The sequence below is a fragment of the Enterobacter sp. YSU genome (assembly GCF_016082135.1).
GTDB classification, from domain to species: Bacteria; Pseudomonadota; Gammaproteobacteria; order Enterobacterales; family Enterobacteriaceae; genus Enterobacter; species Enterobacter hormaechei_C.
In genome coordinates, this window is record NZ_CP059487.1 from 4,251,422 (window position 1) to 4,271,099 (window position 19,678).

The 19,678-nt window shown below is 54.9% G+C and carries 17 protein-coding genes; 6 read left to right on the forward strand and 11 right to left on the reverse strand.

Annotated features, from left to right (window positions below):
• Positions 1-84: 84 nt before the first annotated feature.
• Positions 85-1,584 (reverse strand): aldehyde dehydrogenase family protein, encoded by a 1,500-nt coding sequence (locus tag H2Z33_RS20320; protein WP_017384522.1) that lies wholly within the window; start codon positions 1,582-1,584, stop codon positions 85-87.
• A 241-nt stretch (positions 1,585-1,825) separates the two neighbouring features.
• Here H2Z33_RS20320 and feaR point away from each other — a divergent pair, with 241 nt between their 5' ends.
• Complete coding sequence (gene feaR, locus H2Z33_RS20325) at positions 1,826-2,734, forward strand: transcriptional regulator FeaR (RefSeq protein ID WP_015570600.1); 909 nt, start codon at positions 1,826-1,828, stop codon at positions 2,732-2,734.
• Here the strand turns inward: feaR and H2Z33_RS20330 are convergent, their stop codons facing one another.
• The 3 genes from H2Z33_RS20330 to H2Z33_RS20340 are packed head-to-tail and all read right to left on the reverse strand — an operon-like array spanning position 2,735 to position 5,887.
• Entirely contained in the window at positions 2,735-3,052 is a 318-nt protein-coding gene (locus tag H2Z33_RS20330; protein WP_023296550.1) for a YdbL family protein, read from the reverse strand.
• A gap of 7 nt (positions 3,053-3,059) precedes the next feature.
• The gene (locus H2Z33_RS20335) at positions 3,060-3,251 is read right to left on the reverse strand and encodes a YnbE family lipoprotein (RefSeq protein ID WP_003857369.1); all 192 of its coding nucleotides are present in this window, start codon (positions 3,249-3,251) and stop codon (positions 3,060-3,062) included.
• The gene (locus H2Z33_RS20340) at positions 3,248-5,887 is read right to left on the reverse strand and encodes a YdbH family protein (protein ID WP_063135132.1); all 2,640 of its coding nucleotides are present in this window, start codon (positions 5,885-5,887) and stop codon (positions 3,248-3,250) included. Before H2Z33_RS20340 ends, H2Z33_RS20335 begins: the two co-directional genes overlap by 4 nt.
• A 211-nt stretch (positions 5,888-6,098) precedes the next feature.
• Here H2Z33_RS20340 and H2Z33_RS20345 point away from each other — a divergent pair, with 211 nt between their 5' ends.
• Positions 6,099-7,088: a 2-hydroxyacid dehydrogenase gene (locus tag H2Z33_RS20345; RefSeq protein ID WP_017384525.1), complete on the forward strand. Its 990-nt coding sequence runs from the start codon at positions 6,099-6,101 to the stop codon at positions 7,086-7,088.
• Between the two features lie 179 nt (positions 7,089-7,267).
• On the opposite strand, the gene H2Z33_RS20350 is transcribed toward H2Z33_RS20345, so the two are convergent.
• The gene (locus H2Z33_RS20350) at positions 7,268-7,441 is read right to left on the reverse strand and encodes a GnsA/GnsB family addiction module toxin (RefSeq protein WP_006808842.1); all 174 of its coding nucleotides are present in this window, start codon (positions 7,439-7,441) and stop codon (positions 7,268-7,270) included.
• 291 nt (positions 7,442-7,732) lie between these two features.
• A complete protein-coding gene (locus tag H2Z33_RS20355; protein WP_003857380.1) occupies positions 7,733-8,011 on the reverse strand; it encodes a DUF1471 domain-containing protein in 279 nt (92 codons plus the stop codon).
• Positions 8,012-8,238: 227 nt separating this feature from the next.
• Between H2Z33_RS20355 and H2Z33_RS20360 the strand changes: the two genes are divergently transcribed.
• A complete protein-coding gene (locus tag H2Z33_RS20360) occupies positions 8,239-8,829 on the forward strand; it encodes a DUF4142 domain-containing protein (protein WP_017694065.1) in 591 nt (196 codons plus the stop codon).
• Positions 8,830-8,903: 74 nt separating this feature from the next.
• Here the strand turns inward: H2Z33_RS20360 and H2Z33_RS20365 are convergent, their stop codons facing one another.
• Positions 8,904-11,000 carry a pyrroloquinoline quinone-dependent dehydrogenase gene (locus H2Z33_RS20365; RefSeq protein ID WP_032671104.1) on the reverse strand — a complete coding sequence of 699 codons (2,097 nt, stop codon included), beginning with the start codon at positions 10,998-11,000 and terminating at the stop codon, positions 8,904-8,906.
• A 10-nt stretch (positions 11,001-11,010) separates the two neighbouring features.
• A complete protein-coding gene (locus H2Z33_RS20370; RefSeq protein ID WP_032104048.1) occupies positions 11,011-11,376 on the reverse strand; it encodes a hypothetical protein in 366 nt (121 codons plus the stop codon).
• 632 nt (positions 11,377-12,008) lie between these two features.
• Here H2Z33_RS20370 and H2Z33_RS20375 point away from each other — a divergent pair.
• Both H2Z33_RS20375 and H2Z33_RS20380 read left to right on the forward strand, forming a co-directional pair.
• A complete protein-coding gene (locus H2Z33_RS20375; protein ID WP_020480531.1) occupies positions 12,009-13,271 on the forward strand; it encodes an amino acid permease in 1,263 nt (420 codons plus the stop codon).
• Between the two features lie 87 nt (positions 13,272-13,358).
• On the forward strand, positions 13,359-13,598 hold the full coding sequence (locus H2Z33_RS20380) for a DinI family protein (protein ID WP_003857390.1): 240 nt from the start codon (positions 13,359-13,361) through the stop codon (positions 13,596-13,598).
• Positions 13,599-13,914: 316 nt separating this feature from the next.
• On the opposite strand, the gene H2Z33_RS20385 is transcribed toward H2Z33_RS20380, so the two are convergent.
• From H2Z33_RS20385 to fhuE, 3 genes are all read right to left on the reverse strand, one after another.
• On the reverse strand, positions 13,915-14,661 hold the full coding sequence (locus tag H2Z33_RS20385) for a molybdate ABC transporter permease subunit (RefSeq protein WP_017384530.1): 747 nt from the start codon (positions 14,659-14,661) through the stop codon (positions 13,915-13,917).
• A gap of 14 nt (positions 14,662-14,675) precedes the next feature.
• Positions 14,676-15,590 (reverse strand): extracellular solute-binding protein, encoded by a 915-nt coding sequence (locus H2Z33_RS20390; protein WP_063135131.1) that lies wholly within the window; start codon positions 15,588-15,590, stop codon positions 14,676-14,678.
• Between the two features lie 594 nt (positions 15,591-16,184).
• Complete coding sequence (gene fhuE / locus H2Z33_RS20395) at positions 16,185-18,353, reverse strand: ferric-rhodotorulic acid/ferric-coprogen receptor FhuE (RefSeq protein WP_063135130.1); 2,169 nt, start codon at positions 18,351-18,353, stop codon at positions 16,185-16,187.
• 164 nt (positions 18,354-18,517) lie between these two features.
• On the opposite strand from fhuE, the gene H2Z33_RS20400 reads away from it, so the two are divergent.
• Complete coding sequence (locus tag H2Z33_RS20400) at positions 18,518-19,576, forward strand: YncE family protein (RefSeq protein ID WP_063135129.1); 1,059 nt, start codon at positions 18,518-18,520, stop codon at positions 19,574-19,576.
• Positions 19,577-19,678: the final 102 nt, after the last annotated feature.

Consider the following 19,678-nt stretch of genomic DNA (forward strand, 5'->3'; position numbering starts at 1 on the left):
CTGCGCTTACCCGGCCTACAAAACCAACCTTTTTTCCTCGATCCCGTAGGCCGGGTAAGGCGTAGCCGTCACCCGGCGTTTTTTTTAATACCGCACACACACCGACTTGGTTTCACACCAGCCGTCCAGCCAGTCGGGGCCGAAATCGCGCCCGGTGCCGGACTGCTTCATGCCGCCGAACGGCAGGTTGGCGTCTATCAGCGTGTGGCTGTTCACCCACACTGTTCCGGCCTGTAACCTGTCGGTATACGCCAGCGCTTTACTGATGTTCTGCGTCCAGACGCTGGCCGTTAAGCCATATTCAGTGTCATTCGCCAGCTGAAGCGCCTCTTCCCCATCGGCCACACGAACCAGGTTCACCACCGGCCCGAAGACCTCTTCACGCGTCAGTCGCAGATGATTATCCGGGTTGACCACCAGCGTTGGCGAAACGTAATAGCCTTTGCCGTCTGGGCCCCGGTTCCCGGCGATCAGCTCCGCATTGTGCGCCTTCGCCTCATCCAGGAACGCCTGAACCTTATCGCAGTGGGCGCGCGACACCAGCGGGTTGATAAACGCCTCCGGCGACATGCCCGGCCCGACGCTGAGGGATTTCACGGCCTGTTCAAACCCGCTGACCAGCGTGTCGAACAGCGGAGCCTCAATATAAATGCGCGAGCTGGCCGCGCAGACCTGCCCCTGGTTCAGGAAGCTGCCGGTCATCAGTCCTTCAATCACCCACGCCGGATCGGCATCTTTCAGCACGATGGCCGGGTTTTTGCCGCCCAGCTCCAGCGTCACGCCCGTTAGCGTGTCCGCCGCCGCGCGGGCAATCTGCTTGCCTGTCGCCGTCGAACCGGTAAAGCTCACTTTGGCAATGCGCGGGTGCGAGGTCAGCGCCGCGCCACAGACGGCGCCACTGCCGGTCACCACGTTGAACACACCCTCCGGGATCCCCGCCTCGCTCGCCAGTTCCGCCACCCGTAACAGGGTGAGCGGCGTGGTTTCCGACGGTTTGATCACGATGGAGCAACCTGCCGCCAGCGCGGGCATCACTTTCCACATGCCAATCATCAGCGGGAAGTTCCACGGCACAATCCCCGCCACGACTCCCACCGGCTCTTTACGCGTCCACGCCTGATAACGCGCGCCCTGCGGCAGTGGAATCGAGAGATCGAGGGTTTTACCGGCAATTTTGGTGGTCAGCCCTGCCGTGTAGCGCATCCAGTTCAGGGTGCAGCCCACCTCGAAGGCGCGGGAAATGTTAATCGATTTCCCCTGCTCCAGGGTTTCGAGCTGTGCCAGCTCTTCGCCATGCTGTTCCACCAGATCCGCAAACCGCAGCAGGATACGTTCCCGCTCTGCCGGCAGCCGTCCGGCCCAGCTTCGGGCGACAAAGGCGCGCCAGCCAGACATCACCGCACGATCGACATCATCGACGCTGGCATCGGCGGTAGAGGCAATAACCTCTCCGGTCGCCGGGTTGTAGACGTTCAGACGCTTTTCGCTATCGGATGCCGCCTGACGCCCTTCGATCCACAGGCCGTGCTGGCGATCTAAAAACTGCTGCACGCCCGGCAGGATGGCGACGTGTGATTCGGACATAGGATACTCCTTCGTTATGCTTCGCAGGGTGTGTATGCAGTCTAAGAGGGGATTCGCATTCCTGCTTTTGTCTGTGTGACATTCGCTTTGCCAGCTGTGACAGGGTCCGCAAATCGTGATAATTCCCGCTTATATCGCTGTAACCGTTGAGTGTTCTTTCCTATAGTCAGCCTCGTAGCCCTGACAAAATGCAACATAAATGCAACAATGCGAAAACAGTGACGGTGCAGCGAGAACATCAATGGCGTGTGCAAGCGAACAGGACAATTTTCAGCAGTGGCTGGCGCAAATTAACCAGGTTTGTGGGCGCTTTGCGGCACGTCCGTTAGAGGGGGCGTTTCTCGGCGAGCTGGAAACCAGCTACACCCAAAGTCTGAAGCTGAGCACGGTGACCGCCGCAGGCGTTAACCTGTTTCGCACCCGTCAGGAGATCAAAAACGGCAACGACGCCTGGTTCTACACCGTGTTTCAGCTGGAAGGCAGCGCCGGAATCGAACAGGACGACCAGCGCGCGATGCTGAAAGCCGGGGATATCACGCTGATTGACGCCTCCCGCCCGTGCTCCATTTACTGGCAGGAGCGTTCCCGCCAGATTTCGCTCCTGCTCCCGCGACAAATCATTGAGCAACACGCGCGTTTTCAGGAAGTGAGGTGCGCGCTGCCCCTCTCCCGCAGTCTGCCTACCGTACAGCTGAGCTACCGACTGCTACAGGAGAGCATGGGCAATGCCGATCTCAGCGCCAGTGAAAGCGAAGCGGCGCTTGAGGCGATGGTGTGTCTGCTGCGTCCGGCCTTCCAGCAGCGTGACGAGGTGCTGCCGCGCAAGGAGCGTCAGTTCCGCCACGTTCTGTCCCTGATTGATGATCATATTCAGTCGGAGGCGTTAAGACCGGAGTGGATAGCTTCAGAGAGCGGCATGTCCGTGCGTAGCTTGTACCGCATGTTTGCCGGGAAAGGGCTGGTGGTAGCGCAGTATATTAAGAACCGTCGCCTCGATTTATGCGCTCAGGCGCTGCGTTCCATCAGCGATGACGAAAAGCTGGCGGGGATTGGCTACAGCTGGGGTTTCACCGACCATAGCCATTTTTCCACCGCCTTTAAGCAGCGTTTCGGGGTTTCGCCGGGCGAATACCGCAGGCGTTACCGCTAGCTATTTTTTCAGCCACTTGCCGTTAATTCCCTTCACGTACTCACCCGGCTGCGCGCGGGCCACCAGCTTTTGTCCCGCCATTTTCGCCACCTCGTCGACGGGTAAATTATTACTGTCAGCCAGCTGCTGGTAACTTTCCGTGCGTGCGGCGTTGATACGGTTCACCAGCGCCAGGGTTTCAGCGTCGTGCTGAACGGGCGCAAGATAGCCGCTCAGGGTTTCCCCTACGCGCCCCTGGGCACGCGCATCGTTGAGCGTAAGCGTGGCGGCGTGAACGTTCATCCCCAGCGCCAGTAACATCAGAGCAAATCGTTTCATGACATCCTCAGAACAGATCGCTGCGGGATTTCAGCAGGGCTTCAACGTCTTTATCCACCTTGATATGGATTTCATGCTCGATTTTCACGTTCATGTTGATGGTGATCGGCTCTTTGGGCGCCGCCACTTCAATGCGCGGCGTGCAGCCTGATAGCAGCGCGACGACGGCCACGGTGAGTACACCAGCCCTCTTTTTCATTGTTGTTCCTCACTTTCCTTGCCTGTCGAACTGCGGAGAAGGGGTATCGCCGCATGTTGCTCAAACCATGTTTGCAGATTGTCCCCAAAGCGCAGGCTGCGCCAGAGGGTAAAAATGTTCTCTTCATGGGTGTAATTCAGGTTTACGAAACTGCTTTTACCTTCGACGCGGCTGGTGCCTTTAATGGCCGCCTGCATGGTTAACACACCCAGATTATCCACATTGAGTTTTGTCCACGACTGCGAAATTTCCATATAGCGGAGCCAGTTGATCGCCGCCCCGGCAACCATGTTGTCTTTCACAATGGCATCCGCCGTGTCCTGGTCGATGCGCAGCGTCATCGGCCCCGGGTTGGTCAGCCAGCCATCTTTAATGATCCATTTTTCATTGTCCAGCCAGAACGGCAGCGCGCCGCTCACCGGGCCGGACATGGCAAACTGCTTCGGATTCACCGCGCTTATCAGTTCGCTGGAGGAAATATTATCCACGCGCAGTAAAGCCGGATCGTGCTGCGGCATTCTCAACTGCTGCATGGTGATTTTCCCGCCGAGCGCTTCCACCTTCACGTTGGTGAGCAGGAGCGGGTTCGCTTCGGTCCAGGGATAATCGCCCTGGAGATCCGCGGTGATATTTCGGGCTGTGACCAGGTTTTTCACCTCGTCGATTCGTAACGTTACCGGCCCGCGCGTGCCCAGCGACCAGGTACCCTGGCTTAAGCGGAACGGAAGAACAAAATCCACGCCGTTGATCTCGTTATCCGGCATCCACGCGCTGCCCGCTTTCAGCACCCCGTGCCCCCCGGCCTCAAACCCCTGATCGGGGGCCGCGGAGAAAGCCACCTGCGCGTACATTTCGCCGCCGCGCAGGGTCATTTTCCAGTCTGGCGGGATCAGCGGCTGAAACACCGTAAGAGACTGTTTTGGCCACCAGGCCTGACCGCGAAGGCGTTCGCCGTCCCAGCGTCCATTCACCTGGACCGGGCCGATGTCGTCCGCATGCAGGTTCCCTTTAAACTGGAACACCGTCGGGTCTGTCCCGTCAACGCTGAAGGTCAAAACGGACGGCGGCAGCACGCTTCCGCCTGAAAAGCTTGTTTGCCCGGCGTTAAGCGCGAGCGCGCCGCTAAAGGTGGGGTTATCCGGGTCCCGCGACCAGCGCACCGGGTGATCCAGCACCAGGCGTGGCTTGCTGACCAGCATCGTGCCGTACTGCAATTTGTCGAAACCCGTAGAAAGATCGGTCAGTTCGATAACGTTGTCGCGCCACTCCCCGGTTCCCCGGACATCCCAGCGCGCGTTCATCGGCGTGAAGTTGCCTTTACCCCAGTAACGCCACTGCCACACACCGTTGTCCGGTAAAAAGTCGTTAGCCTGGCCGTCCAGATGCAGCTCAAAATCGCCCATCTCGTTTTCATGCGCCCGCAGAATGGCTTGCAGGCGGCCGTCCACGCCCTTCTGCGTGAGCTTCACGCCCGCCAGCGGCCAGCGGATCTCATCGATATCCAGCGAGTCGATGATGCGCCCGCGCGAACGCAATAAAGCGCCGGGTTCAAACGTAAGCTGCGGATCGTAAAGGCTGCCGGTCAGCTTCGCCGGGAGTCTGGCATACAGGATCAGATCGTTTTGCTTGGCTTCCCCGCTCAGGTGCAGCGGCATAGCGCTGTTATCCATACTGAGCGAGCCGGGACCGATATTCAGCACCGCGTTGCCCTTACCCGCATCCCCCTGGGTCAGCACGTTGAGCCGCCCCGTGAAGGTGGCTTTCTCCAGCCCCTGCTGCCAGTTATCCACTTTCAGCCCGACGCGTCCGCTCATTGGCACGCCGGAGGCTAACCAGTTCCAGCGTCCGTCGCTGATGGTCAACTGCTGAGCGGTGATCTGCCACGGTAAATCGAGCAGCGGATCGGGGTTGTCCCGCGCCATGACCACCAGCTGGCCCTGATTGTCCTCCCAGTCCAGTTCGGCATCGACCAGCGAGGATAACTGTGGCACGTTAAAGGTCGCGACCGTATGCCCTTTCACCGGCACGCCGTCCGGCACCAGCGGCAGGGTAAATTCACCGACCAGCTTCACGGGCTGCGGCTGATCCGGCAGTTGCACATCGAACTGGCTGATGGAAAGGGTCTGGCCGCGTAACTGCCCCTTAATGCTCACCTGCTCGCCGTTATAGGTGATGTCCTGGCGGGCTGGCGTCAGTGAGGCATGCAGCTCACCCTCCCACTGCTGCCAGGGAGAAAGGGTAAAGCGATGGATGGTCAGCCAGGTGTTGGGCAGGATGGCCTGCCACTGCGCCAGCGTTTTCGGCGCCACCGTAGATGGCGCCGATTGCGGTAATTTGCTCAGGCAGACAGAGTTAAGTTCAAGTGCGCCAATATCCAGATCCCAGCGGCTGGGGTGTGACAGAGTCACGTTTTCCACGCGGGCAATTTCACACTCTTCTACCAGATAGCGGAGATCGGGGATGATCAGGGCGTGACGCGTGAGCCGTGGGCTTTTTTCAAACGCGATGCGCGTTCCAACGGGGAGCCAGATCCCGGCGAGCGTGGGTACCCACTGGGCGAGCGTCATCAGCAGCGTCAGCGGCACAAGAAATAGCAGCAGTAATAGCGCGATTGCGGCTTTGTATTTACCCTTCATGGGCAGTTAATATCCTGATTTTGCGAAAAAAAATAAGCCGTTCTTGCCGCTCATTGTCGCATGTTTAGCCAGTCAGTTGAAGGTAATGCCATTTTTAAGAGTAGATGCTCTACAATAATTCATAGAACTTATTGATTTCAATGAATTTTGAAAAATTGTAAGATAATTTTAAACATGCTAACGTGGTTCCAAAATCACTGGAGAAAGTCTTATGAAACTCGCGGTATATAGCACAAAGCAGTACGACAAAAAGTATCTGCAACATGTTAACGAGACGTACGGTTTCGATCTTGAATTTTTCGACTTTCTGCTAACTGAAAAGACGGCTAAAACCGCCCACGGCTGCGAAGGCGTGTGTATCTTCGTTAACGACGACGGTAGCCGACCGGTGCTGGAAGAGTTAAAAAAACAGGGCGTGAAATACATTGCCCTGCGCTGCGCGGGCTTTAACAACGTCGATCTCGATGCCGCCAAAGAGCTGGGTCTGAAGGTCGTTCGCGTCCCGGCCTATTCTCCGGAAGCCGTGGCAGAACATGCGGTCGGGATGATGATGTCGCTCAACCGTCGTATTCACCGTGCCTATCAGCGAACCCGTGATGCTAACTTCTCTCTGGAAGGGCTGACCGGCTTTACCATGTACGGTAAAACCGCAGGCGTCATCGGTACCGGCAAAATTGGCGTGGCCGCCCTTCGCATCCTGAAAGGATTTGGCATGCGCCTGCTGGCGTTTGATCCGTACCCAAGCGCCGCTGCGCTGGAGCTGGGCGTGGAGTATGTCGATCTGAAAACGCTCTTCTCGCAGTCTGACGTTATCTCCCTGCACTGTCCGCTGACCCCGGAGAACTATCATCTGCTTAACCAGTCGGCGTTCGACCAGATGAAAGACGGCGTGATGATCATCAATACCAGCCGCGGCGGGCTGATCGACTCTCAGGCGGCTATCGAAGCGTTGAAAACGCAAAAAATCGGCGCGTTGGGTATGGATGTGTACGAGAACGAACGCGATCTGTTCTTTGAGGATAAATCTAATGACGTGATCCAGGACGACGTGTTCCGTCGCCTGTCTGCCTGTCACAACGTGTTGTTCACAGGGCACCAGGCGTTCCTGACCGCCGAAGCGCTGATCAGCATTTCGGAAACCACGCTGGGGAATTTGCGTCAACTCGAAAAGGGCGAAGCGTGCCCGAACGCGATAGTGTAAGCCTGGTAAGCCGGGTGGCGGCTACGCCCTGCCCGGCCTGTGGATTGCGTTAATTGTAGGCCCGGTAAGCGCAGCGTCACCGGGCTTTTTGGGCTTCAATCCTGCCACGCGCAGGATAGTCCTGGCTGACGTTTGCCGCTCTGCTTTATCCAGTGTCCCGAAACAGGTAATAATTTTGATTAAATAAGTTTGATTTTTACCTCATATCCCTCGAGGCCTGTCATGGCTTCACGAGCGATAAACTCAATTTCAGACACTTCCTGCCCTGTTTTTTTACGTAACTCTGAAATTTTTTTGGTTATAAGCGCTGAAATTTCTTCTTCTGCCTTTTGCGTCAGTGCGTCAACGTTCATGTTTACCTCTTGCAACCGTTTACTGTTTCCATTCTCCAGCAGGCGACAGCTAACGATTAACTGCCTTTCACCATAACTGTATGTAAAGAGTAGACTATCTGTGTAACGTATGCTGCCGTCGCATTTAATTGCATTATTTGAACAGGGTGTTATTGTCCCAAAGCCTTAGAGCACAAAACAGAAAAACATAAGAAAAGCTTTGACTCACACTCGCCCCGCATCAGGGGCATTTTTTTGGCTGTCTGTAAGCAAAAACCCGCCATAAGCGGGTTTTTGTGTTATCCGAGAAAATTATTTAAAGACTTCTGCGACGGCCTGGAAGTTAGGGCCATGCTCGCGGGCAGCGATGATGACGTAGTATTTCCCGCCCTTCTCGTCTGCCAGTTTTGAGAGCTTTTGATGAAGATCTGAAGGTGAAGAAATTTGTCCACCTGAAGCCCCTACAGATACATTACCAAGGTATTCAAGCTTGAAGTGGTGCGCTTCATCCTTGGAAATCATATCTGCCGCAGATGCGCCGAAGCTTGCTACTGTTAAAGCCAATACACTCCCTAATAGTGCTTTTTTCATATCATTCCTCCTGTTGATGAATCTATATATTTAACATTAGCAGCAAATATGTAAATGATCCGTATCAATATTGTAGAAGGATTGAGCATCACGACCAGCCATCACTGACCTGAACAGCGGGTGCAGCAGGTTCATCTACTATACTGACCTGTGCAGTCGTCATTTATCTGCCGGTTGCGCCTGAAGCAATTGAAACTTACCTGTACCATGACCATCAGGAGAACAATATGCACACGAGTAAAACCCTGAAAAGGCTGCTAGCCGTATCAGCAGTTGCAGCAATGTTCAGCACCGTTGGCGTACAAGCCCAGACAACCAGCGCCGCGCAAACTCAAACTGCGGGCCAGGCTCAACCGGACGCCAGACTCAGCTCCGGCGACGAGAAAGCATTGAAGGACATGGCGCAGGCCAATATCAACGAAGTCGCCGCCGCCAGGCTCGCCCTGGACAAGGCCCAAACCAGTGAAGTGAAAACATTCGCTCAGAAAATGGTCGACGATCACGGCGCCGCGCTGACCAAAGTCAAGACCGTTGCCCAGAAAAAGGGCGTGGAGCTGCCGACCGAGCCAGACGCCGCGCATAAAGCCCTGAACTCAAGGCTGGAAAACCAGCGCGGTGACGCTTTTGACAAAATGTATATGGAATATGCTGGCGTGAAGGACCACGAGAAGGTGCTGTCGAAGCTTAAGAGCGACGCCAGTAAAATCGACGATCCGGATGTGAAGGCTCTGGCCAACGAGCACACTCCGGTCGTTGAGCAGCATCTGAAGTCCGCCGAGCAGATGTCAACACGTGCTGGCGCATCAGCCGATAAATAACGCGTCGGTAAAACGACTACTGCAAAATAAAGTGGGGCCCGCAGGCCCCACGCTTATTTCCCCTTCCTGCTGAATTATTCCGGCAAGGCGTAGACCACTACCTGATCGCCCACCTGATCCTTCAGGATCGTATTCCCACCTGCCACGAAGGCCACATACTGGCGACCTTTATATTCATAGACGGACGGGTTCGCTACCGCCGGAGCTTCGGCCTGATCGGACCACAGCTCTTCACCGCTCTCTACCGAGTAGGCACGCACTTTGGCATCCATTGAAGCACCGATGAAGATCACGCCGCCCGCCGTCACTGCCGGACCACCAATGGTAGGCGAACCCCAGCTTTCCGGCATGAAAAAGCCATACTGCTGGGAGGCGCCAACCGGACGACGCCATTTCACATCGCCCGTGTGCATGTCCAGCGCCACGATTTCACCAAACGGCGGTTGCCAGCACGGCATGCCAAGCCAGTTGCTCGCCACCAGCAGACGCATACCGTACGGGGCGCCTTCCTGTGGGGCAAAGCCGCTTTCGTTGCCGGAGTCTTTGTCTGCGTTATCGTAATCCTCACGGCTGTACAGCTTCACGTACTGGACGATATGCGAGGTGTTGACGATGGCGATCTGTTTTTGCGGATCGAACGCCACCCCACCCCACTGGACGCCGCCGGCGCTATCGGGATAGGTGAGCGTGCCTTCGCCTTTGGTGGTTGGCGGGGTATACATTCCCTCATAGGTCAGGTTATCCCACAGGCGGGAGCACTGGCCGCCACCGACGATATCCGCCAGCTTCCAGATTTCCGGTTTTTTCGACTGGTCGAGCAGCGGCGCGGGTTTGGTCGGGAATGGCTGCGTGGGCGAGAGAACTTCGCCCTGGACCGACCCATCACCCTGCGGAACCGGACGTTCTTCGATTGGCCATACGTCCTCCCCCGTCAGGCGGTTAACCACAAACAGGAAACCCTGCTTGGTGGCCTGCACCAGCGCCGGGATCTGCTTGCCGTCTACGGTGATGTCCATCAGCGTCGGGGCGGAGTTGATATCGTAATCCCAGACGTCGTGGTGTACCCATTGACGTGACCAGACCACTTTACCGGTGTTGATGTCCAGGGCGGTGGTCGAGGTGCCAAGCGGAATAGCGTCTACGCGGTTGCCGCCCCAATAGTTGGGAGACGGCGATGAGACCGGGAGATAGACCAGCCCGTTAGCCTCGTCGGCGGACATGTGCGTCCAGACGTTGGCGGTACCGGTACGCTTGCGGATCTCTGCCGGGATCGCCTCAAAGGTCCACTCAAGCTTACCGGTCTGGGCGTTGACTGAAAATACGGTGCCCGGAGGGGCTTCGGCATAGGCCCAGTCCTTCCCGGCCCAGCCCACCAGCAGATGGTTGCCGACAACGGTTGGCGGTTGCAGGACAGAGAGCGGATACTTCGCGTTAACGGTGTTCCACTGGTTCAGATCCAGCACGCCGTTGTTCGCAAAGCCGCTGCACGGTTTGCCTGAATCGGCGTCCAGCGCAAAGAGCTTGCCGTCAACGGTGCCCATATAGACCATCTTCTGGCATGCCTCACCTGTCACCGGATTTTTGGCCTGCCAGTAGGAAACGCCGCGATTTTTCAGCACCGGCTGGGTCAGCGCCTTGCGCGACGATTTGGTGTCATAGTGCCACTTCTCTTTACCCGTCCCCGGATCCAGCGCAATCAGGCGATCGAATGGCGTGCCGATGTAGAGCGTATCGTTGGCGAAAATGGGCGTTGCGGACCAGACGGTAGCTGGCGTATCGCCTTTACCATCCGAGACGTCGCCGGTATGGAACTCCCAGACTTTCGTTAATTTCCCGACGTTATCCGCCGTAATTTGGGTCAGGGGACTGTATTTCTGCGCGTTAAGCTGGCCGTGGAAGCTGTCCCAGGTGGCGGTGCCGGTCACCAGCGGCGTCGCTGGCTGGCTGGCCGAGGCGACTTTCTTTCCATCACCGTTGCCGGTTGAGGCATCGTCGGTGGTTTTTGTGGTTCCGGGCGCCTGCTGATCGGCCGCATCAATGTTCAGTGATTCCTGTGTCCCCTGCGAGGCTTCAGCGGCCTTATCCTGCGCCTGTAGCGCGAACGGAGCGACCAGCAGCGCCAGCGCCGTCATGCTGACTTTTATGAAGGGATAATGCTTATCGTTGTGCACGGGCGGCTCCTCAGCTTCTGACGGGATGGTTGTAACGAGCGGAATGGCTGCTCAGCATAATCAGACCAATCAGGCCGACCACCATGGCTGCCGTTATGATGTACTGGTGCAGCAGCGCGGCGGCGAAAGCAATACCCGCCAACACCACCAGGGTGACAATAATCAGAAAAACGCGCGCCCCGCGACGCGATGCCGCACGTAACATAAAGGTCAGGATCGCCAGCACTACGCTGGCAATGACCACGCCCAGTGCGCCAATGGTGCCAGTGACGCCGGTAAGCGGCGTCCACCAGGCGTATAGCGCCACCGCGAAGGCTATTATCGCGGTCAGCAGCAGCAAAATGCTACCGACCCGCGAGGATTGAGAATGCAACATACCAGGAAACCCCCTCTAAAATGCAAAATTGACCATTATTAAGGCGTTTTCGTGAATATATACCCCTGCTGCCCGCCGCTATTAAGGGAACGCGACGTGTGGAGCGGCGGCATATTTCACTAAACGTAACTGAGTATAGAAGAGGATTTTCTTATGGGGCGTTTAATAGCAGGCATACGACGTCCTGAACCCCTTCGCCACCATAAAGAGAGCGTTATGTTACAAGACGGTTCGAAAGCTACGAGCGGGTTACGCGATTGTCTACATTCTGTTTTTTAATTTCAGGCATAACGGGATAATTTCACGCCCAATAAAATAATTAAATAAGCCCCCCTTCAATATGATGGCGCCTTATGGTACTTAATAAAACGGGGTGTTTATTCTTTAATTAACAGACGTGCAGGCAGGGAAAGTCAGTCGTTATTTGTTCGTTAATTTAACAAATCCCTTTCTTAATTAACCGCCTGTTAAAGCATCGTCAAAGAATAACGATAGTTATTGCAGGCATACACATAAGGTTTTCGGTATGCAACATCAAACCCCTCCCACCCGTGACGTAATGGCGCAGCGACGACTACAGACAGATAAAAACTAAATAAGTCGTCGCCCCTCTAACAACGCGGTAAAATATGATGAATAAAGCCACAACTCTCTCAGCTAATATTACAACACGCTCTAACTGGCACTGGCAGGATAATATCTGGACGCTGGGCCTTTATGGTACAGCCGTCGGAGCGGGAACACTGTTCCTTCCCGTGGAAATCGGCACCCGTGGTCCGGTTATTTTTCTGGTTATGCTCCTGCTGGGGCTGCCGTTATCCCTGATCCCCCATTTACTCCTTTGTCGTGTATATATGCGTGAAGAGAAGACTGAAAACGGCACGTTGCCGATCTTCGGCTCCTTCTTCAGCGGAAGGGGTGAAAAACTGATCACCCTGTTCTATTGTGTGACCTTCTTCCCGGTAACCCTGGTTTACGGGGTGGCGCTGATTAATGCGCTGAGTAATTTACTGGTGGAGCATCTGCATATTACCGCCATCAGCCGTGGGCCATTGTCGTTTATCGTGGTTGCTGCGCTGTATGTGGTGCTTAGCAAGGGCCGGGACAGAGTCGTGGCCATTATGAGCGCACTGGCACTGCCGTTCGCGGCATCTGTACTGCTGATCGCCGTATCACTTATCCCGGGATGGCATCTGTCTAACCTGACCGATACGGCCGCTGAAATGAACGCCACGCCGCTGCCGGTAACGCTGAAAAATATCTGGCTGACGCTGCCGCTTATTACCTTCTCGTTTTGCTGTGCGCCTATGGTCTCCCCGCTGAGCTCTTACTACCGGGAGAGGAAAGCGGAGGGTGAGAAAAAGGCACTGTTCGTGATCCGTATCGCCTACTTAGCTATCTTCGCCAGTATCCTCTTTTTCGTGCTGAGCTGCGTGCTGGGGATCCCCCATGACAACTTTGTGCGAGCGAAGGCGGAAAACCTGAATGTGCTGTCGGTGATGAAGGGAAACGGTGATTTCAGCCTGATTTACCACATTGCCCCGCTCATCGCTATCATCGGTATGACGAAATCCTTCCTCGGCGTAGGTCTGTCGGTCGCACAAACGTTTGGTCAGTTGGCTGCCAGCGTATCCGGCAAAAAGGCCAACGCCAGCAAGCGGCTGGCCTCTCTGGCGCTGTTCCTGCTGACCTATGGCATTGTTTATGCCAATCCGGATGTGCTCAGCCTGATTGAAATGTTCTGCGGACCACTGATCGCGGTGATCCTGTTCCTTATCCCGGCGTACCTCATATACACCCGCCCCTCGCTGGCAGAGCTTCGCGGCGTGACGGTGTTTTTGGTTGTTCTGGGCGGGCTGGCAACGCTGTCTGCATTGCTCTGGACAATGCTTTAGTCTGAACGCCGTTTGACTGTACCCATATACAGTAGTATTTTACGTTCAGGCTGAATCACATGCGTAATATCCATAAGGTAAACAATCATGTTTGTGGAACTGGTTTATGACAAGCGAAACGTACAGGGGCTGGAGGGAGCCAGGGAAATCATCCTGGCCGAGCTGACAAAACGCGTGCACCGGATTTTTCCTGATGCCAGCGTGACGGTTAAGCCAATGCAAGCGAACGGCCTGAACAGCGACGCCAGCAAAAGCGACCGTGAAAAGCTCAACCGCATGCTTGAGGAGATGTTCGAAGAGTCGGACATGTGGTTAATACAAGAGTAACCGGGCGCAAAGCCCGGTTCTGGCTTCGGGAGACAAAGAGCATACAACGTTAACTTTGCGTAATTTCTTCCGCTATCGCGACGTACCGATTTACGCCTCCATGGTTCCCCCAGCATAATCCCACCGATCCGATTGTAAGACATATCCAGCGCGCGCCACATTTTCTTCCTGCCCTGTACTTTCAGTCTGACTGGAGGTTTCTGTGTGTGGCCTTTTATGAAGAATCCGGTTTGGGGTTATTCGAGGTAGCCCGCTGAAAAGGAAACGTGAGCAAGCTCATCCGCTATGAACGAGGAACGGACGATCTAAGGGGTGTTCATTTCCTGGCCATTCGTTTGCCAAGAGCAAAGCAGACCATTGGCAGGGGAAGCGTCACTACCAGCAGCATCCATAGCAAAGTATATACTGTGTCCACCCCGTCATTTTGCAGATTGGTATACAGCTTTACCGGTATACCCTGCGGGAAATAAGCAAAGATCATCACGATCCCGAACTCGCCTACCGCGCGAACCCAGGCGAGTGTTACGGCAGAAGCCAGCCCAGGCAATGCCAGGGGTAAGGTAAGAAAACGAAAGCGGTTCCAGGGAGAAGCTCCCAACGTTTGTCCCGCTTCAAGAATATTTTTGGGAACAGTGGCAAACGCCGAACGCGACACCACGATAAAATAAGGCAAAGCGCCGTAAACCTGAGCCAGCACAAACGCCGCCGGATTATTTACCAGCGTAGCTCCCAACAGTGAAAGCCAGCGGCCAATCACGCCATAAGGCCCGAAAGCCGAAACCAGCAAAATCCCCATTGCCAGCGGTGGCGTCAGCAGAGGGATCATCACCAGCAGTTCACCGATCAATCGTTTTCGACCCGTGGCTTGTGACAGCCACCATGCCACCGGCATGCCGATAAGAATGATAATTCCGAGCGCCAGCACACCCAGTCCCATTGAGACGGCAATGGCGCTGTCGTCGCGCCAGGCCAGCTTCAGATGATGCCAGGGCGTGACGCTAATCAGCGTGATAAAGGGGATACTTAACAGCAGGATAGCGGGCAGAGATAACCACCCCGCCACCCAGCCCGGTTTTCTTAGCGGGCGTATAAGCTGTCTCCTTTAGGTTCGGCGTAGCCAAACGCTTTGAACAATTTCTGCCCCTCGGCGCTTTGCATGAACGATACGAACTTTTGTCCCTGTTCTACACCATTCGGCGCGTTTTTCAGCACCGCCGCATAGAACACCATTGGTTGAGTGTGCAGAATTTGATCCTGGCCTTTGCTGTCTTTAATGGTAAAACTGACGGTGTCATACCACTGTTTCGTCATCGCCGGGTTGCTGAGGTTTATTTCATCCGGCAGCGCGACATACGGCAAATGCGCTGAGCGAACTTCACTCTCGTATCCCGCTGCTGCATCCACCTGACCGCTTTCCAGACGCGCCAGCAGCCCTGCTTCCTGATGAGTCTGCTGTGGGTTTTGCAGCGAGCCTAAAATTTTATCGGTGATGCCCGGCTTGTTGTAATACTTTTCCGCCAGCATCAGGCTAAACACAATATTCTGGCCTTTTGGGTCGACATAAGGATCGGTGCGGCCAAATAAGACATCTTTTTGCGTCAGCAGAGTCAGCCACGAGCCGTCTTTCTTTCTGTTGGCCTGTTCAAACTGCGCTGCATATTTACCCTCAGGACTGTAAGCGACCACCATGCTGGTACTGGCGACAGGGACCGCCTCATCTATCAGCCCGGCGTCTTTGAGAATTTGCATCGGCCCCGGGGTGATGGAGACAAACACATCGGCCTCAATTTTGTGGCTTGCAAGCAGGCGTGCCATCCCGTATGCACCCTGGCCCTGCCCCTGATAGCCGTCGTTATTTGCTCTGGAAAAGGCCGGACCTAACCCCTGGTCCATTACTTTGCCCATGGAACCGGCATAAGTCACCCTGATATCCTTTGCCAGCGCCATGGATGGCATTTGCAGCAGCGCAACCGCCACCAGCACAACCTGCATTCGTTTCCTGGCCATAAACACCCTCTCGTTATGTATTCTTTTATATATCGAATTTTCCAGAAAAATCACCGCAATGACAACCTCCTCAAGCGCGCCGTTGATGCAAGGTTGAATTAAAGGAAATCGGTCTGGGTGGTGCATGGTCAACTTAGTCAGATGTTGTCATCCAAATGTGGGCAATTGTTCATGAAACATGCTGCGTAAACTCCTCGTGGCTTTGCGTAGAAGAATCTTGAACTCATTGTCATCAAGGTCTTTTGCACAGTTGTAGCCCAACTCGCTATATAGATAGATACATAGTGATTAAATAACTTGAGGAGTTGTGTATTGCTCAGGATTACCCTCGAGTCTGAGGGCGTCCTGTTCATTGAATATTTACGCTTTTGCGTCTGGCTGTTTTACTGCATATCCAACATACGTCTTCTTTAACTGATCCAATGTTTCCGGCACCAGGCTCGTCACCCGTTCAAACCGGCACATTATTCGTTACCAGGATGGCAATGGCATGGCGGCCATCGCCGTGTCGTTGCCGCTGGTGGGGCCGAAGCGCATTTCGGAACAGGTGATGGCCAGGATAGCGATAAGCTGATTAGATCAGAATGTGTAACTCATGCTTACCGAGACGCTACGCGGTTCGCCATAGACGGCAGAGTCATCAAGGTATGAGTAGTATTCGCGGTCGAACAGGTTACGAACGTTTGCCTGCACCGCCAGCTGTTTCGTCAGCTGATACTGCGCGAACAAGTCGACGAGCGGATAGCTGCCCTGATAGAGGCGCTGCGTCTCGCCGTCCGGACCGGTGACATCTTTGTACACCTGATTCTGCCAGTTCACGCCGCCGCCTAGGGTCAGATCCGGAAGCGCCGGGACGCGGTAACGGCTGAACAGCTTAAGCTGCGTCTGCGGCGCGAAGCTGTTGAAGCGGCCATCTGAATCACGGGCAACATAGCGGGTCGCGCTGAAGGTAAGCTGTAGATTGTCGGTAACGGCACCGTTCACCTCAAATTCCGCCCCTTTGCTCACTGCGCCTTTGGTTGCGCGATAAGCTTGTTCGCTGGATCCATTAACGAATACCCCGCTGATTTCCTCCCCCGCGTTCTCCTGTTCTATGCGGAATACGGCAACGTTGGTGGTCAGTCGACCGTCCATCCAGTCTGCCTTCAGGCCGGTTTCATAATTTTTACCGGTGACGGGAGAGAGCCATGCACCCTCTTTCGTGCGTTTGGTTTGCGGGGCAAAAATTGAGGTATAGCTGGCGTAAGCGGAAAGGCTGTCGTTGATGTCATACACCAGCCCGCCGTAAGGGGTGGTGTTGTATTTACGCATATCGCCGCTGCTGCCATCTGAGCTGTACTGGGTATAACGTGCGCCAACGATTAGCGACAACGGATCCGCCAGCGACAGGCGTGCCGCCGTATACGCCGATTTTTGCCGCACGATATCATCCGCATTTTGATACCAGTCGCCCCACTCCGGCTCGGCCACGCTGCCGTCCCAGCTGTTGTTGAAGATGCCAATCTGCGCACTGTCCATTGGCCCGTCTTTGCTGAAGGTAGCATTGTGCTGTCGGCTATAGTTGGCTCCGGCCATCAGCTGATGTTGACGCCCGAGAAGTTCAAAAGGCCCGCTGGCGTAGGCATCAAAGGCGTCCAGAGTGCGCTTGCCGCGATCCTTACTACCCCAGCCTGATGCGCCTTCTCCGGTGGTGGCGTCCGGATTGCCCATCACATAAAGCAGGGTATCATTGAACGTTTGCTCGCCGTGGGTTCCATTGAAACGCACCGACCAGCCGTTATCCCAGTTGTGGGTGAGGTCAGCAAAAACTTTACGCGACTCAACGGAGTATCCCGTCCAGTCTGCCGAGGTATTGACGTTGCGATCGTAATGGGTACGGCTGCCGTTACTGTACAGGCTGGGTAATCCGCCCCAGGTCGGGTTGGCTGTGTTTGTTTGCTGATAGTCCCAGCCCAGCGAGGCCGTCGTGTGTTCCGTTACATCGCCTTCAATGACGCCATAGAGAAATTTCTTGCGCTTGCCATATCTGTCAAGCCAGCTGTCCTGATCCTGATAACCTGCCACGACGCGCCCACGCAGGCTGCCGTCGGAATTGAGGGGCGCGGAGATGTCGCCCACATAACGCTGTTTGTTCCAGCTTCCGTAACTTGCGCTGACGTTGCCCCTGAAGGTTTTACTGTCGGCACGTTTACGCACCATGTTCACCGTTGCTCCCGGATCGCCAGCGCCGGTCATCAGGCCGTTTGCGCCACGCACAATCTCTATACGATCATAAATGGCAGTATCTTCCTGCGCATCGCCAAAGTTCCACGCGTCGCCCATTGATGTGGGGATCTCATCGTAGGCGAAATTGGTGATTTCAAAGCCGCGGGAAAAGTAGCTGGAACGCTCGCTATCAACCTGCTGCGACGAAACGCCGGTGGCATTGGTAAGTACCTGGTCAATGGTTTGCAGGTCTTGATCCTGCATACGCTGGCGCGTCACGACGCTGACTGACTGGGGGATATCGCGCGGGGTCAGCAGCATTTTGGTGCCTGAACGCGTGGTTTTTACCGCATAATCCTGCTGCGAGTCGGCGCTCCCGTTCCCGTCACCGTAGACAACCATCTCTTGTTCTTGCGTATTTTCATCCGCCTGTGCCGGGTGCATGACGGCGGACATTGCCAGCGCAAGCAGTGAAAGTGAGAAGGAAGCAGGAATTAACCCTGCGGGCGCTTTCGCGCGATTAGCCCTGCCTTTAAAAATCATCATGTTACCTGTCTGTTGTTGTCGTTATGTGCAAATCATTCATCCAAATAAGAATGGAAATGATAATTATTTGCTTTATTATGCACAGGTAATTTTGTAAGTTAAATGTAAATAAATGTATATTTATCAAAATCAGCGCGGCTCGCGCATGACAGGAACAAAAAATGAACACATTCCATTGGCTAAAAGGAAAGACATGGGGCTTAAGCATTCTTACCGCGGCGTTAACCCTGAGCGCAACGGCGTCAGCAGCCCTCCCGGGTTCGGCTGAACTCAAGCAGCGCGAACTCGCGGACGGTCTGTATGAGATGGTTTACTCCCCAACGGCAAACGCGTTGTACGTTGCGAGCGCGCAGAGTTTCAAAAACGTCAACGGCGGGGTGCTCTATAAACTGGATCCCACAACGCTTGCCACGCAAGGTGAAACCCACACCGACCTGAAAAACTTCGGCATGGCAGCGGACGATAATGGCAAGGTCTACTACACCACCAACACCCTTGATGGCGGGGTATCGAAAGTGGACGTGCAAAGCGGCAAGGTGCTACAGCGCCTGATGTTTGAAGGCAAAGACAAGGATGGCGACCCGGTTGGTGCGCGTGAAATCCTCTTCCACAAGGGACAACTGTTTATCGGCGGCGTTGCCGACCCTGGGTTTATCTCCGTGGTTGATGCCAACACCATGACGCTAAAAGCCCGAATCGAAAATGCCGGGAAATGGGTGACGGGGATTATTTATTCGCCGCTGACAGACCGCCTTTATGCCGCCAATGGCGGCGGTGAAATTCTGGTGATTAACCCGGAGACGTATAAAATCGAACAGCGCTGGACGCCGGGAGATAAAAAAGCGTATTTGTTCCTGAATATGGCAGAAGATCCGGCCACCGGGCGCCTGTTCGTGACTGATGATTCAAAAGCCAAAACCACACTGGTATTTGATGAGCGCAGCGGGAAAGTTATCAAGCGTCTTAAAGGCGATGCGCTGGGAATAAGGTTTAACGCTGAGCGCAACGAAATTTTCATCACTCAGCGCGAATCCAGGAAGGTGTTGCAGCTTGACGCCGGGAGCTATGCTGTGAAAAACAGCTGGACGTTCACCAGCCATCCCAACAGTCTTCTGGTAACACCGGACGGTAAAACGTTATACGTAACCGTGAAGCAGGACTTCAATGACGACAACACGACGAAAGGCCCGGATAGTGTGGTTCGTATTTCATTAAATTAAACAATATACAGCCATCCTGTGAGGGATGGCTGACTTATAAACGTGGACGCTGAAGCAGTATATTTAGTCCGGCCAACGGATAAAGCCGGGTTAAAGCGCCAG

Coding starts and splice junctions, on each gene's coding strand:
- H2Z33_RS20330 (WP_023296550.1), bottom strand. CDS start 3,052: ATGAAACGATTTGCTCTGATGTTACTGGCGCTGGGGATGAACGTTCAC.
- H2Z33_RS20390 (WP_063135131.1), bottom strand. CDS start 15,590: ATGCAGGTTGTGCTGGTGGCGGTTGCGCTGCTGCAAATGCCATCCATG.
- H2Z33_RS20400 (WP_063135129.1), top strand. CDS start 18,518: ATGAACACATTCCATTGGCTAAAAGGAAAGACATGGGGCTTAAGCATT.
- fhuE (WP_063135130.1), bottom strand. CDS start 18,353: ATGATTTTTAAAGGCAGGGCTAATCGCGCGAAAGCGCCCGCAGGGTTA.
- H2Z33_RS20370 (WP_032104048.1), bottom strand. CDS start 11,376: ATGTTGCATTCTCAATCCTCGCGGGTCGGTAGCATTTTGCTGCTGCTG.
- feaR (WP_015570600.1), top strand. CDS start 1,826: ATGGCGTGTGCAAGCGAACAGGACAATTTTCAGCAGTGGCTGGCGCAA.
- H2Z33_RS20355 (WP_003857380.1), bottom strand. CDS start 8,011: ATGAAAAAAGCACTATTAGGGAGTGTATTGGCTTTAACAGTAGCAAGC.
- H2Z33_RS20345 (WP_017384525.1), top strand. CDS start 6,099: ATGAAACTCGCGGTATATAGCACAAAGCAGTACGACAAAAAGTATCTG.
- H2Z33_RS20380 (WP_003857390.1), top strand. CDS start 13,359: ATGTTTGTGGAACTGGTTTATGACAAGCGAAACGTACAGGGGCTGGAG.
- H2Z33_RS20320 (WP_017384522.1), bottom strand. CDS start 1,584: ATGTCCGAATCACACGTCGCCATCCTGCCGGGCGTGCAGCAGTTTTTA.
- H2Z33_RS20340 (WP_063135132.1), bottom strand. CDS start 5,887: ATGAAGGGTAAATACAAAGCCGCAATCGCGCTATTACTGCTGCTATTT.
- H2Z33_RS20375 (WP_020480531.1), top strand. CDS start 12,009: ATGAATAAAGCCACAACTCTCTCAGCTAATATTACAACACGCTCTAAC.
- H2Z33_RS20360 (WP_017694065.1), top strand. CDS start 8,239: ATGCACACGAGTAAAACCCTGAAAAGGCTGCTAGCCGTATCAGCAGTT.
- H2Z33_RS20335 (WP_003857369.1), bottom strand. CDS start 3,251: ATGAAAAAGAGGGCTGGTGTACTCACCGTGGCCGTCGTCGCGCTGCTA.
- H2Z33_RS20350 (WP_006808842.1), bottom strand. CDS start 7,441: ATGAACGTTGACGCACTGACGCAAAAGGCAGAAGAAGAAATTTCAGCG.